The following is a 12,681-nucleotide window of genomic DNA, read 5'->3' as shown; positions in this document are numbered from 1 at the left end:
ATGGCCTTTTCCCTATTGCCCGCGTACCGCCCTGGCACCCAGCCCACGGTAAGCCGCGTGCTGCCTCTGCAGCGCATGGCAGCCGCAGCCCTAGTGGTTCTGATGGCGCTGGCACTGGCGGGCGCCGCCCTGCCCGCGCATGCTTTCCTGGGGCTTCTGGGCAAGGCGGCCAGCGGTGCAGGCAAGGCGGCGGCAGGCACTGCGGGCAAAACCGCGGGTGTGGGTGCGGCAGCTGGCGCCGCCACGCTGGCCGACGACGCAGCGCGTGTGGGCGGCAAAGCGGCTGCGGTGGATGGTGCGGTGCCGCCGGGCAGTGGCGCGCTGGCAAGCAGCGTCAATGCGGCCCTGCCCCCAGAGGTTGCGATGTACTTGGCCAAGCCCGCGGCCAGCCTCACCGCCACAGATACGGCACACATGATGGACCTGTACCACCGCATGGTGGCGCAGGCGGGCAAGACGGGGGACTTTACGGTGGCAGAGCGCCTGCCCTCGGCCCACGCAGCGCCCAAAACCCTGGGCCCTGCCGCCACAGCAGCGCCAGCGACAACCGCAACCGCAACAACACCGGCAGCCGCTGGTACAAGCGCCAGTGCGGGCGCAGAGATCAGCCTGCACGCCCTGCGGTTGCTCGCCCATGCTGCCAGCGCTGGCAATCGGGCTGCCCAAAGCGAACTCCGGCAACGCTGCGCCGACCCGGCCCTGCGCAAGGCGTCTGCCGATATGCAGGCCCAGTGCAAAGCCACCAAGGCATGAGCCGCATGCAGGTCGCCGTGATCGGCGCAGGCTGGGCGGGCATGGCTGCCGCCATTGCGCACACGCAGGCGGGCCGCCAGGTCACCGTGTTCGAAGCCGCGCGCACCGTGGGTGGGCGCGCGCGGGCCGTAGAGGCCACGCTGCCGGATGGCACTTCCGCCACACTGGACAACGGCCAGCACATCCTGATCGGTGCGTATGCCGAATGCCTGCGGCTGATGCGGCTGGTGGGCATGGACCCTGACACCGCCCTGCTGCGTTTGCCGCTCACGCTGCAGTTTCCCGACGGTCAGGGACTGCAGCTGCCCGACCTGCCGCCACCGCTGGACGCCCTGCTGGGCATCGTCCGTGCCAAGGGCTGGGGCTGGGCCGACAAGATGGCACTGCTGCGCACAGCCACCGGTTGGCAGCTGCGCGGCTTTCGCTGCGCATCCCGGATTTCGGTGGCGCAGTTGTGCGCCACGCTCACGCCGCGGCTGATGGCCGAGTTCATTGACCCGCTGTGTGTGTCGGCCCTCAACACCCCGGCAGCGCAGGCCAGCGGGCAGGTGTTTCTGCGGGTGCTGCAAGACAGCCTGTTCAGCGGGCGCGGCGGCTCCAACCTGCTGCTGCCACGCACCGACCTGGGCGCGCTTTTCCCCGAACCTGCGGCCCGTTGGGTCCAGCAGAACGGCGGCCAGGTGGTCACCGGGCAACGGGTGCAGCGGCTGCAACCGCAGCCGGGCGGGCGCTGGCAGGTGGTGTGCGCGAGTGGCCCCACCAACGGAGCAGACGGTACCCACGAAGTCTTTGACCACATCACCCTGGCCTGCCCGTCGTGGGAGGCGAGCCGGCTGGTAGCGGGCCTGGCTGGCACTGCCGGGTTGGCCAGCGCCAGCCCCTGGAGTGCCCAGGCCAGTGCATTGCGCTTTGAGGCCATCACCACCGTCTATGCCCATGCCCCCGGCGCGCGCCTGCCGTTGCCCATGCTGGCGTTGCGCAATACGGCCGAACACCCCGCGCAGTTTGTGTTCGACCGAGGCCAGCTCGATGGCACGCACGGCCTGCTGGCCTTTGTGGTCAGCGCCAGTGACGGGGACCGCTCGCAGATTGAACAGCAGGTGCTGCAGCAGGCCGCCACCCAGCTGGGCATTTCGGCACTGCAGCCGGTGCAAACGGTGGTCGAAAAGCGCGCCACCTTTGCCTGCACCCCCGGCCTGCAGCGCCCCGGCATGCAGGTGCTGCCAGGGCTGACCGCCTGCGGCGACTATGTGGATGGCCCCTACCCCGCCACGCTGGAAGGCGCCGTGCTCTGCGGCACAGCGGTGGCGGCCCGGTTCTGACCCATCGGGCAACGCGCCCAGGCAGCGCCAGTGACATCGGGAAAACCCCAGGCCGACTGACAGCATTCCGAAAGCACGCGGCGCACACCATGGCATCCGCTAATGCCCCCACGGCTTTTACGGAGACAAGCATGCCTATCGACCCCACCCTTTCCGCTCTTTTGCACCCCACCCGCCGCCACCTGCTGGGGGCCAGCGGCGCCCTGGCGCTGGGCGGTCTGTTGCCCGGCCTGGCTTCGGCCCAGGCCGCGTGGCCCGCCAAGTCCATCCGCTTTGTCGTGCCCTTTGCACCGGGCGGCAGCTCCGAGATCGTGGCGCGCTCCACGGCGGCCGAACTGAGCAAGACCCTGGGCCAGAGCGTGTATGTGGAAAACAAACCCGGTGCGGCAGGCAACATCGCCATGTCCGAAGTGGCCCGCGCCGACGACCAGCACACGCTGATCCTAGGCCACATCGGCACGCTGGCCGTCAACCCCTACATCTTCGACAAGCTGCCCTACGACGCCACCAAGGACTTCAAACCCGTGAGCCTGCTGGCCAAGGTGCCCAGCCTGTACGTGGTGCACCCCGATGTGCCCGCCAAGAACCTCAAGGAGTTCATCGCCTACGCCAAGAAGAACCCCGCCAAGCTCAGCTATGGCTCGGCGGGCAATGGCAGCGCGGGTCACTTGGCGTTTGAATACCTCAAGATGACGTCCGAGATCTTCATACTGCACGTGCCCTACCGAGGCACCGGCCCCATGACGACCGACCTGATGTCGGGCAGGCTTGACGCCGCAGCGGTGGGCGCCGCCGCCATGCTGCCGCTCATCAAGTCGGGCAAGGTGCGCTGCATTGCCACGGGTTCGATCCAGCGGCTGCCGCAGCTACCCGACGTGCCCACCGTGGCCGAACAAGGCTTTCCGGGCTTTGAGATGACGCAGTGGTACGGCATGCTGGCCCCGTCCACGCTGCCCAAGGAGCACCTAGACAAGCTGGCCATCGAAGCCGCCAAGGCGGTGAAAGCGCCCGACTCGCTCAAGCGCCTGAACGCCGATGCGGCGGAAGCCATTGGCAGCACACCAGCGGAATTCGCAAAATTCATCGCCTCCGAACAGGCGCGCTGGCAAAAGGTGTTGCTGCGGGCCAAGGTGAAGCCAGACTGATGAAAACCTGTTGAGTCGCCTGTGGCGCCTTCCCGCAACGGTGAAACCTACCGGTGGCTCTGACGCGGGAACGGGCCGACTTCATCGGACAGCGGTGATGGCAAGCGAACGCAGCCGTGCCATCGAACAATGGCAGTAGCATCCCCCATGCGCATCCTCCTGGCCGAAGACGAACACAGCCTGGGCACCTGGCTCAGCCGGGCGCTGGAGCACGCGGGCATCCAGGTGGAATGGGTCAACGACGGGCGCCTGGCCGACCACGCGCTGCAGCAGCACGACAACTACGACGCGTTGGTGCTGGACCTGGGCCTGCCTGGGCTGGACGGCCAGGCCGTGCTGCAGCGCCTGCGCGACCGGGACCAGCGCCTGCCCGCGCTGATCCTGACCGCGCGCGACTCGCTGGACGAGCGCGTACGCTCGCTCAACGCCGGGGCCGATGATTTTCTGGCCAAACCGTTTGAGCTGGCCGAGCTGGAGGCCCGCCTGCACGCCCTGGTGCGCCGCGCGCGCGGCAACGAGCACCCGCGCCTGGCCTGTGGCGCGCTGGTGTACGACAACGCGCGCAAGCAGTTCACGCTGCGCGGCGAGCCGCTGGCACTTTCACCGCGCGAGCATGCCGTGCTGCGCGTTCTGGTGCAGCGCAGCGGCGAGCCGTTCTCCAAGCAGCAGATCCTGGACCGCGTGTTCGTGGGCGACGAAGACGTGCACCCCGAGGCGGTGGAGGTGTTTGTGCACCGCCTGCGCAAGCGGCTCGATGGCAGCGGTGTGCGCATCACCACGCTGCGCGGCCTGGGCTATGCCCTTGAATCAAGTGACGTGGCTCCCCCCTGAGACGCTGCGCGTCTTCCCCCCTGAGGGGGGACGCCACCCGTGGCCTGGCAAAGCCAGTTCCACGGTGGCACTGGCGTGGGCCACGCGCATGTTCAGGGCCGCGCACTATTCTTTGCGGCGGAGTCCGCTGCCATGCTTTTGATGCAGCGCCTGCGCCGCGCCAGCCTGTGGCGGCTGCTGGCCATGCTGCTGCTGCCGCTGCTGGCCGTGGTCACCGGCGTGGAGCTGTGGATGACGCGGCACGATGCACTGGAGGCGGCCAACGCGGCCTACGACCGCTCGCTGCTGGGAGCACTCAAATCCATCGATGCCAACATCTCCACGGCATCGGGTGGCCTGTCGGCCGAGCTGCCCTACACCATGCTCGAATTTTTTGAACTCACGGCCAGTGGCAATGTGTACTTCCGAGTGGCTTCGTCCGATGGGCTGGTGGAGCTGGGCAACGCCGACCTGCCCTTGCCGCCCGGCCTGCTGGAGCCGGGCGTGCCCCGCTTCTACGACGCCACCTACTTCGGCGAATCCGTGCGGCTGGCCGCCTACCGCCGTGCTGTGGAAGGTGCAACCCCGGACTCCGGTGCGAGCAGCGTGCTGGTGCAGGTGGCTGAAAGCACCCGCTCGCGGCAGGAGTTTACCCACCGGTTTGTGCGCCGGGCTGCGCTGCGCGACGGCTTGGTGCTGGCGCTGATGGTGCTGGGCACCGCCGCCACCCTGGCCGTGGCGCTGCGCCCCCTGGCGCGTCTGGCGCGAGAGGTGCAGGCGCGCAGCCCCGACGACATGACCCCCATGGCCGACACCGACCTGCCCGCCGACATCCGCCCGCTGGTGGCCGCCGCCAACCAGCAGATGGCGCGCACGCAGGACCTGGTGGCGCAGCAGCGGCAGTTTCTGGACGATGCCTCGCACCAGCTGCGCACCCACCTCACCACGCTGCAAATGCAGATCGACTACGCACGGCGCGAGGCCGATCCGACCCAGGTGCAACACACGCTGGATGCCATTGGCGGCGAGATCGCGCGCGCCACCCGCAGCACGCAACAGCTGCTGGCATTGGGCCGCAGCGACACTGCGGCGGTGGAACTGGCCCCTTTCGACTTGGCCGCCCTGCTGCGCACCGTGGCACTGGAGCTGCTGCCCCGCGCCCGCGCGCGGCAGATCGACTTTGGCATCCACACCCCCACGCCGGAGTTCATGGCCGTGGCCGACAGCGGCCTGCTGCGCGAGGCGTTGACCAACCTGGCGGCCAACGCGATTGCCTACACACCCGCGCACGGCACGGTCACCGTATCGGCTGCGGGCGACGGCCTGGGCTGGAGCGTCAGCGTGGAAGACAACGGCCCCGGCCTGCCCGCCAGCGAGCGCGATGCGCTGGGCCAGCGCTACCGGCGCGGGTCGCAGGCGGCTGCGGGCGGGTCGGGCCTGGGCCTGGCGATTGCGCGGTCCATCGCCGAACGGCACCGGGGCACCCTGCGGCTGGAAGACCGTGCGGGTGGTCCCGGCCTGCTGGCCATCCTGTGGTGGCCACGTCCCTGAGGTTCTGATCTAACACTGCCCCGAACACAGCACATCCCATGCGCCCCACCTCCAATCTGTCTGATCCAAACAGCAGCCCACGCCGGCAAGCCCTGCGGGTCCTGGCCGCTGCGTCGACCTCCGCCTGGTGGCCCGTTGCGCAGGCAGCCGACGCCTCCACCGAGGCGGCCGAATGTGTCGCCCCTTCACGCCCCGGTGGCGGGTTCGACCTGACCTGTGGCCTTGCCACAAAAGCCGTGCAGGCAGTGCGCCCCACCCGGCCGCCGCTGAGCACGCGCTACCTTCCGGGCGGCATCGGCGCCGTGGCGTTTGACCAGGTGGCCACCGGACGTCTGGGCGGGCCGGGCACGCTGGTGGCTTTCTCCAGCGGCTCGCTGCTCAACATCGCACAAGGCCGCTTCGGGCCGCACCCGGTGAGCGCCGTGCGCTGGATCGCCACCCTGGGCACCGACTACGGCGTGGTGGCGGTGCACCGCGATGCACCCCACCAGCGCCTGCAGGACGTAGTGGCCGCGCTGCGCAAGGACCCGGCCCGCGTGGTGTTTGGCGCGGGTGGCACGCTGGGCAGCCAGGACTGGATGAAAGCCGCGCTGTTGACGCGCTCCGCAGGGCAGGACCCCAAACGCATGCGTTTTGTCTCGTTCGAAGGCGGCGGCGAGGCCCTGAAAGCGCTGCGCGGCGGCCACATCGGCGTCTTCACGGGCGACGCGGCCGAAGCACGGCAGGCTTTGGACAAGGGGGCGCCTCTGCGTTTTCTGGCAGTGCTGTCGGAGGCCCGGCTGCCAGACGCCTTGGCCGACCTGCCCACGGCACGAGAGCAAGGTATCGACCTGGTCTGGCCCACAGTGCGCGGTCTGTATATGGCGGCCAGCACCCCCGACGCCGCCGCGCGCGCCTGGGTGGCTGCTTTTGCCGAGGCATTGGTGGCACCCGGCTACGCAGCACTGTGCAGCCAACATGGGTTGTACCCATTTGCACGCACCGGTACAGCGTTGGAAGACTTTGTGCAGCGCAGCCTGAGCGACTATCGCCAACTGGCCCAGGAGCTGGGGCTGCGATCCTGGCCGCGCTGAGCTGATCTGTAGTAGGGCATGTGCTTTCTCAAAGGCGCCGTCAGCACCCGCAACACCACAAGTTGCCCTCCAGAATCAATCATCCAAGGACCTTCACAGGGCGGCCATTTCGGGGTAGTTGCCAACCTCGGGGGGATAAAAAGTGCGCACGGTGCAGGCGACCTCGCAAATTGCCTGAACGGTCCTGAAGCGCTATTTCTCAAGCCACCACTGGATCACCACCTTGGCGATAAACCCCAGGAACCCCACGCCCAGGCCCAGAAACAGCACAAAGGTGCCAAAACGCCCCGCCTTGGACTCCCACGCCAGCTGTCCAATGATGAACAACATGTACAGGATGAACGCACCCACCCCGTAGGTGAGGAAGAAGCCCGAGATCTGCGCCTCGGTGAAGCCGAAGATCACGGCGCGCCTCCCCTGGTGACTGCAGGGGCCGCAGAATCCCGCTGGGGCAAGTTGGAGGCATCGGTCAAATCGCGATAGGCATGCCAGCTGGCATGGCCCAACACCGGCATCACGACAATCAGCCCCAGCATCAACGACCCCAGCCCCAGCAAGGTGAGCCCCAGGATGAGCGCCGCCCAGAACGCCAGGGGCAGCGGGTTGCCCAGCACCACCTGCCAGCTGGCCAGCACTGCTTGCAACAGCGTGGCGCGGCGGTCGAGCAGCAGCGGCATGGCGACCACGCTCGATGCAAAAATCGGCGCGGCCATGAGGCTGCCCAGTGCCAGCCAGATCTCAAACAGCCAGCCTTCGCGTGCCAGCACCACATGCCGCAAAAAATCTGACGGCGTCTCAATGGGCACGGGCGCGAGCAAAGTGATGAGTGCTGCCGAGGTCATCACCCACCCCGTCGCGGCCAGTGCCAGCAAGGCGCCAAACTGCACCATGCACCAGTAGTCGTTGCCCCATTTGCTGACGTGGCTGTTTTGCCAGTTGAACCAGGTTTTGAGCACCACGCTCAAGGTAGCGGGCTCCCCGCGCTCCAACGCGCGGCTCAGCGCATAAAAACTGGTGGCCAGCACCGGCGCCACCACCAGAAAGCCGGACAAAGCACCCGCCAACAGCCAGAACCGGTGGTGTGCGACCGCCATGATGGCCGCACCCAACAGCGCCAAAGCCAGGCCGTGCACAACGCTGATCCAGCCCGCACAGCGCATGTCACGCCAGCCCAGCTTCAGCCAATGCAGAGGCTGCAGAAATCCAATGGTGCGAACCGCGGGCAGAACAGGTGGGTTACGGGGCATGGTGCCAAAGTGTGGCCCCATCGCCCTGAGCGATCAAGCGCGCGGGCCACGGCAACCGCAAAGTCTTGATCTGAGACAAGAAAAATGGGACTGAGCAGCCCCAAACATTGCCGACTAAGTAGAAGTAGGCGCCAGCACGCTACGAGAACAACTGGCGCAAAGCGGTGAGGTTACCCACCGTGGCGTGGGGCAGTGCCGCATGCGGCCAGGGATGGTTGGCGGTGTTGATCCACACCGCCTGCATGCCCGCATCCAGCGCACCCTGGGCATCCAGCGTCGCGTCGTCACCCACGTGCAGTACCTCGTGCGGCTGCACCTGCGCTGCGTCGGCCGCGGCATGAAAAATGCGCACATCGGGCTTGGCCACGCCGAACACCGATGCGCTGATGCTGGCCCGAAAGTAATGGCCGATGCCAATGCGGTGTACGTCGGCATTGCCGTTGGACAAGGCAATCACTGGGTAGCGTGCCGACAAAAATGCCAGCGTGTCGTGGGCGTCTTCAAAAAGGTCCACACGCTGGCGCTCGGCGAAGAACAGGTCAAAGGCGGGTTCAGCCAGCGTGGGCTCGTCGCCCGCCTGCGTGAGCGCGAGGCGGATGGACTCACGCCGCAAGGCGCTCAAGTCGCTTTGCAGATCGGGCCGCAGCGTGACCATCTGGTTGCGGATGGCCCGCAGCGCCTCGGTGTTGGAGAACAATGCTGCCGTGGCGGGCGCGTGGTGCGTGAGCCAGTCCAGCAACACCGCTTCGGCCCGCGTGATGGTCGGCCAGATGGGCCATAGGGTGTCGTCCAGATCAATGGAAATGGCGCGAACGCGGGAGATGTCCAGGGAGGGATTCAGCACAAGGGCGCACCTGAAAAAACAGCACGGGGGAAGATGGAGCAGACGGGCTGCACGGCCCTGCAGAACGCTGGGCGGCAGCCGCAAAGCATACCGCAGCACCCCCTGCACCAACGGGCCAATGCACCCACCGACAAAGGGTCAGCCCGGCGCCTTGGGCGGTGGCAGGCCCAGCGATGACCCGCGCACGATAAGCCGCCCCGGCAGCAGGCTTTCGCGCACAGGACCTTGCAGTCCGCCGAGCCGCTCCAGCAAGCACTGCGCGGCGCGGTGGCCAATGGCGTCAGTGGGCTGCGCCACGGTGCTCAGCCCGGGTCGGATCAGCGGCGCCCATTCGGGGTCGTCAAACCCTACAAACCCCAGCTCCTGTCCAAAGGTCCAGCCCACCCGCGACACGGCCGCCGCCACGCGCAGTGTGACCACTGAATTGCCAGCGACCACTGCGCAGCGCTCACCCGGCTTTGCTTTTTGGCGCCAGCGCGCAAGGGCCTGGTCCAGCACCTCGTCGCTTTGCTCTGCCGCAAGCTCCAGCACCTCGCCGCGCACGCCCCGGCCTTGTGCGGCCACAAAAGCGCGAAACGCCGCCGTGCGCTCCATGCGCGAACTCACACCGAGCAGTGGCTGGGTGATGTAAAGCAGGCGCTGCCACCCTTGCTCCACCAGGTGGGCGCAGGCGCCCTGCATGGCGCCTTCGTTGTCGAGCGAGACAAAGTCCGCCGCCAGGCCGGTGTGGCGCCGGTCGACCAGCACGGCGGGTTTGCCATGCAGGGTGTTCACATCCGCCAGCCCCTCCCCCTGCCCCAGGGTGTTGAGGATGAAGCCGTCCACCTGGTAGCTGGCCAGGGCGTCGATGGCAGCGCGTTCGCGCTCGCGGTCGTTGCCCAGGTTGAACAGCATCACCAGGTAGCCCGCCTCTTGGCAGACCTTCTCGGCGCCGCGCAGCACGGCCACCGAATAGGGATTGGTGATGTCGGCCACCACCAGGCCAATCAGCCGCGAGCGCCCGTGGCTCAACGCCTGCGCCATGGGGCTGGGCACATAGGCCAGCTTGGCGATGGCGGCCTCCACACGGGCGGCGATGTCGGGGCTGAGCAGGCGTTCACGGTGGTTGAAAAACCGCGACACCGTGGCCTTGGAAACACCCGCCTCTGCCGCAACATCGGCAATGGTGGAGCGGGCGCGGGGCGCTGCGGGCAGATCGCTCATGCCTGCGCTGCGTCGTACACCGCTGCGGGGCGCTGGCCCGCCAGGGCCTGCAGCAGATTGGTGGTGGCCAATGCCGCCATGGCATGGCGTGTGTCGTGCGTGGCCGAACCGATGTGGGGCAGCGGCGTGACACGCGGGTGGGTACGCAGGGGCGACGCCAGCGGCAGCGGCTCGATGGCGAACACATCGAGCCCCGCCGCGCGCAGCGTGCCATGGTCCAACGCGTGCAACAGGTCTTGTTCGACCACCGTGGCGCCCCGGCCGCCGTTGATAAAAATGGCACCGGGTTTCATGGCCGCAAAAAGATCGGCATTGACCATGTTCCGTGTGCTGTCAGACAAGGGCAGCATCGCCACCACGAAGTCCGACTGCGCCAGCAAGCGGGGCAGCGGCACATGCGCGGCCTTGCCTTGTAGTTCGGGCGCGTGGGCGGCCAGGTCCACCGGCCTGCGGGCGTGGTAGATCACCGGCATGCCAAAACCCAGCGCTGCACGGCGCGCAATGGCCTGGCCGATGCGGCCAAATCCGAGCAGGCCCAACGTTTTGCCATGGACATCGCTGCCAAACAGGTCCTCTCCAATGTTCTTGCTCCAACGGCCTTCGCGCACGAGTTGCGACAGCTCCACCACCCGGCGGCTGGTGGCCATGAGCAAGGCAAACACGGAGTCTGCCACCGTTTCATCGAGCACCCCGGGGGTGTGGCACAGCAGAATGCCACGCGCCTGCAGCGCGTCCAGCGCGTAGTTGTCCACGCCCACGGAAACGCTGGACACCACCTCCAGCCGCGGCGCGCGGGCCAGCAAGGCGGCATCCACCGGAAAGCTAGAGCCAATCAATCCTTGTGCCTGCGCCAGCGCGGCATCAAAAAGAGCGCGTTCTTCGGGCTTGCGCGGGTCGGCCACGGTCACGTCGTGCACGGCCTGCAGCCGCGCGAGCTGGTCGGGCGGCAGCGCACGAAACACCAGCACCTGCTTGCGCTCGGCATCGGTGCCGTGCGGCTGATCAGACAGGGTCACAGCCCGGCCTCCAGCAACTGGGCTTGGTTTGGCAGGCCTTCGGTATCGCCCAGCACCTGCACGGCACGCGCGCCAATCCAGGCGCCCCGGCGCACGGCCGCTTGCACGGGCAGCCCCGCCAGCAAGGCGCTGATCACGCCCACCGCAAACCCGTCGCCTGCGCCCACGGTGTCCACCACTTGCGCCACCGGCACACCGGGCACGTGGCCGGTGCCTTGTGTGTCGCTGTCGTAATAAGCACCCTCAGCGCCGAGCTTGACCACCACCAGTTTGGCGCCGCGTTCCCGGTAGAACCGCGCCACGCCCTCGGGGGTGGTTTCACCGGTCAGGAATACGCCCTCTTCCATGCCCGGCAGCACCCAGTCGGCGTAGGTGGCCAGGGTGTTGATCCAGTGGCGCATGGTTTCGGGCGATGACCACAGTGTCGGCCGCAAATTGGGATCAAACGAAATGGTGCGGCCCGCCGCACGCATGACCTCCAGCGTGCGGATAGCGGCCTGCAGGCTGGTGTCCGAAATGGCCGCAAACACGCCGGTGGCATGCAGGTGGCGTGCTGAACGCAGCCAGACTTCATCCACATCCGCAGGCGCCATCTGGCTGGCGGCCGAACCCTTGCGGTGGTATTCCACCTGCGGGTCACGGCCATCGGTCACTCGCTCTTTGAACTGGAAACCGGTGCGCTGCGTGGCATCACACACCACGTGCGAGCAGTCAATGCCCTCGCCCTGCATGGCGCCCAGCAAAGCGCGGCCCATGGAATCGGTGCCCAGGCGGCTGGCCCAGCCGACCTTCAGTCCCAGGCGAGCCAGGCCAATCGCCACATTGGTCTCAGCCCCGGCCGTGCGTTTGTGAAACCCCGTGGCGTTCTCCAGCGGGCCAGGCTCGTTGGCGACCAGCAGCAGCATGGCCTCACCAAACAGTGCTACATCGAAAGCAGGCTCGGTCATGCGACCTCCCGCGCGGCGCGAATGAAAGCCACCTGGTCACGCGTCACGGCCACCAGGTCATCGCCGATCAGGGGGTACTCAATGGCGTGTGGCACATCGGCGGGCAGTGCGCGCAGCACGGCGCGCCAGGGCGCTACCGATTCACCCAGCGGCACGGCTACCCATTTGCCCGGCAGGCGCTGCACGCCCTTGCAGTGCACGTAGCGCACATACGGCGCCAAGGCCTGCGCGGCCTGCAACGGGCATTCGCCCTGCCAGTGCCAGTTGCCCATGTCGAAGGTCATGCCCAGGTCCAGGCCCGCCTGCGCCTGGGCCGCAAAAAAGGCCTGCATGGCAGGCAGCGTGCCTGCGGTGGGTGTCTGGTCGTTCTCGATCACCAGCTCTACCTGTGGCGCAGCGTCAAGCAGTGCCTTGAGCTGGGTCAGCGATGCCCGCGACTGCGGACCAAAGCCACCAATGGCCATCTTCAGCCGCGGTGCCTGCAACACCTGTGCTGCGTGCAAGCCACGCGCCAGGGCCGCTTCATCAAGTTGGCCCTGTGCGGTCCACAGCCCCTCGGGGCTGGAATACACCGCAGCCAGGCCCGCCAGCGCGGGCAGCTCTGTGGCCGCATCACGCAGCAGCTCGCCGCGCACTTCCACGCCATCGGCACCCGCCTGGCGACCCAGTTCGGTGCACCACCACTGCCCGTGGCGCGCGGTTTCAGCCGCGCCAAAGGAGGACAACGAAATCAATACCTTCATGTTTTTCTTTCAGGCCCCGTGAAGAGG

13 protein-coding genes are annotated in these 12,681 nt (G+C 67.5%); 6 read left to right on the top strand and 7 right to left on the bottom strand.

Annotated elements, in window-relative coordinates:
- From ACK41V_RS01545 to ACK41V_RS01520, 6 genes are all read left to right on the top strand, one after another.
- Positions 1–753 (top strand): hypothetical protein, encoded by a 753-nt coding sequence (locus ACK41V_RS01545; RefSeq protein ID WP_409776827.1) that lies wholly within the window; start codon positions 1–3, stop codon positions 751–753.
- Positions 754–758: 5 nt separating this feature from the next.
- Positions 759–2,075 carry a hydroxysqualene dehydroxylase HpnE gene (gene hpnE / locus ACK41V_RS01540; RefSeq protein ID WP_409776923.1) on the top strand — a complete coding sequence of 439 codons (1,317 nt, stop codon included), beginning with the start codon at positions 759–761 and terminating at the stop codon, positions 2,073–2,075.
- 131 nt (positions 2,076–2,206) lie between these two features.
- Entirely contained in the window at positions 2,207–3,220 is a 1,014-nt protein-coding gene (locus tag ACK41V_RS01535; RefSeq protein ID WP_409776825.1) for a Bug family tripartite tricarboxylate transporter substrate binding protein, read from the top strand.
- Between the two features lie 147 nt (positions 3,221–3,367).
- Entirely contained in the window at positions 3,368–4,051 is a 684-nt protein-coding gene (locus ACK41V_RS01530; RefSeq protein ID WP_409776822.1) for a response regulator, read from the top strand.
- A gap of 132 nt (positions 4,052–4,183) precedes the next feature.
- Complete coding sequence (locus tag ACK41V_RS01525; RefSeq protein ID WP_409776920.1) at positions 4,184–5,581, top strand: sensor histidine kinase; 1,398 nt, start codon at positions 4,184–4,186, stop codon at positions 5,579–5,581.
- Positions 5,582–5,619: 38 nt separating this feature from the next.
- Entirely contained in the window at positions 5,620–6,654 is a 1,035-nt protein-coding gene (locus ACK41V_RS01520; protein WP_409776819.1) for a Bug family tripartite tricarboxylate transporter substrate binding protein, read from the top strand.
- A gap of 192 nt (positions 6,655–6,846) precedes the next feature.
- On the opposite strand, the gene ACK41V_RS01515 is transcribed toward ACK41V_RS01520, so the two are convergent.
- The 7 genes from ACK41V_RS01515 to ACK41V_RS01485 form a co-directional block, all read right to left on the bottom strand.
- Positions 6,847–7,059 (bottom strand): DUF2788 domain-containing protein, encoded by a 213-nt coding sequence (locus ACK41V_RS01515; protein ID WP_409776817.1) that lies wholly within the window; start codon positions 7,057–7,059, stop codon positions 6,847–6,849.
- Positions 7,056–7,901 carry a DUF2189 domain-containing protein gene (locus ACK41V_RS01510; RefSeq protein ID WP_409776814.1) on the bottom strand — a complete coding sequence of 282 codons (846 nt, stop codon included), beginning with the start codon at positions 7,899–7,901 and terminating at the stop codon, positions 7,056–7,058. The genes ACK41V_RS01515 and ACK41V_RS01510 overlap by 4 nt, the downstream gene beginning before the upstream one ends.
- A gap of 139 nt (positions 7,902–8,040) precedes the next feature.
- Complete coding sequence (locus ACK41V_RS01505) at positions 8,041–8,745, bottom strand: HAD family hydrolase (protein ID WP_409776811.1); 705 nt, start codon at positions 8,743–8,745, stop codon at positions 8,041–8,043.
- A gap of 138 nt (positions 8,746–8,883) precedes the next feature.
- Positions 8,884–9,948 carry a LacI family DNA-binding transcriptional regulator gene (locus tag ACK41V_RS01500; RefSeq protein ID WP_409776808.1) on the bottom strand — a complete coding sequence of 355 codons (1,065 nt, stop codon included), beginning with the start codon at positions 9,946–9,948 and terminating at the stop codon, positions 8,884–8,886.
- Positions 9,945–10,964, bottom strand: a complete 1,020-nt coding sequence (locus ACK41V_RS01495) for a 2-hydroxyacid dehydrogenase (RefSeq protein ID WP_409776805.1) — start codon at positions 10,962–10,964, stop codon at positions 9,945–9,947. The genes ACK41V_RS01500 and ACK41V_RS01495 overlap by 4 nt, the downstream gene beginning before the upstream one ends.
- Positions 10,961–11,911, bottom strand: a complete 951-nt coding sequence (locus tag ACK41V_RS01490; protein ID WP_409776802.1) for a sugar kinase — start codon at positions 11,909–11,911, stop codon at positions 10,961–10,963. Before ACK41V_RS01490 ends, ACK41V_RS01495 begins: the two co-directional genes overlap by 4 nt.
- A complete protein-coding gene (locus ACK41V_RS01485; RefSeq protein ID WP_409776800.1) occupies positions 11,908–12,654 on the bottom strand; it encodes a sugar phosphate isomerase/epimerase family protein in 747 nt (248 codons plus the stop codon). The genes ACK41V_RS01490 and ACK41V_RS01485 overlap by 4 nt, the downstream gene beginning before the upstream one ends.
- Positions 12,655–12,681: the final 27 nt, after the last annotated feature.

Origin of the sequence: Acidovorax sp., from assembly GCF_046291265.1 — a bacterium.
GTDB lineage: Bacteria > Pseudomonadota > Gammaproteobacteria > Burkholderiales > Burkholderiaceae_C > Acidovorax.
The sequence above is the reverse complement of the archived record's forward strand: the minus strand, read 5'-3'. Positions and strand labels throughout refer to the sequence as shown.

Excerpts from the sequence above, each read along its gene's own strand:
- hpnE (WP_409776923.1), top strand. The coding sequence starts at position 759 with ATGCAGGTCGCCGTGATCGGCGCAGGCTGGGCGGGCATGGCTGCCGCC.
- ACK41V_RS01535 (WP_409776825.1), top strand. The coding sequence starts at position 2,207 with ATGCCTATCGACCCCACCCTTTCCGCTCTTTTGCACCCCACCCGCCGC.
- ACK41V_RS01510 (WP_409776814.1), bottom strand. The coding sequence starts at position 7,901 with ATGCCCCGTAACCCACCTGTTCTGCCCGCGGTTCGCACCATTGGATTT.
- ACK41V_RS01530 (WP_409776822.1), top strand. The coding sequence starts at position 3,368 with ATGCGCATCCTCCTGGCCGAAGACGAACACAGCCTGGGCACCTGGCTC.
- ACK41V_RS01520 (WP_409776819.1), top strand. The coding sequence starts at position 5,620 with ATGCGCCCCACCTCCAATCTGTCTGATCCAAACAGCAGCCCACGCCGG.
- ACK41V_RS01545 (WP_409776827.1), top strand. The coding sequence starts at position 1 with ATGGCCTTTTCCCTATTGCCCGCGTACCGCCCTGGCACCCAGCCCACG.
- ACK41V_RS01500 (WP_409776808.1), bottom strand. The coding sequence starts at position 9,948 with ATGAGCGATCTGCCCGCAGCGCCCCGCGCCCGCTCCACCATTGCCGAT.
- ACK41V_RS01485 (WP_409776800.1), bottom strand. The coding sequence starts at position 12,654 with ATGAAGGTATTGATTTCGTTGTCCTCCTTTGGCGCGGCTGAAACCGCG.
- ACK41V_RS01490 (WP_409776802.1), bottom strand. The coding sequence starts at position 11,911 with ATGACCGAGCCTGCTTTCGATGTAGCACTGTTTGGTGAGGCCATGCTG.
- ACK41V_RS01525 (WP_409776920.1), top strand. The coding sequence starts at position 4,184 with ATGCTTTTGATGCAGCGCCTGCGCCGCGCCAGCCTGTGGCGGCTGCTG.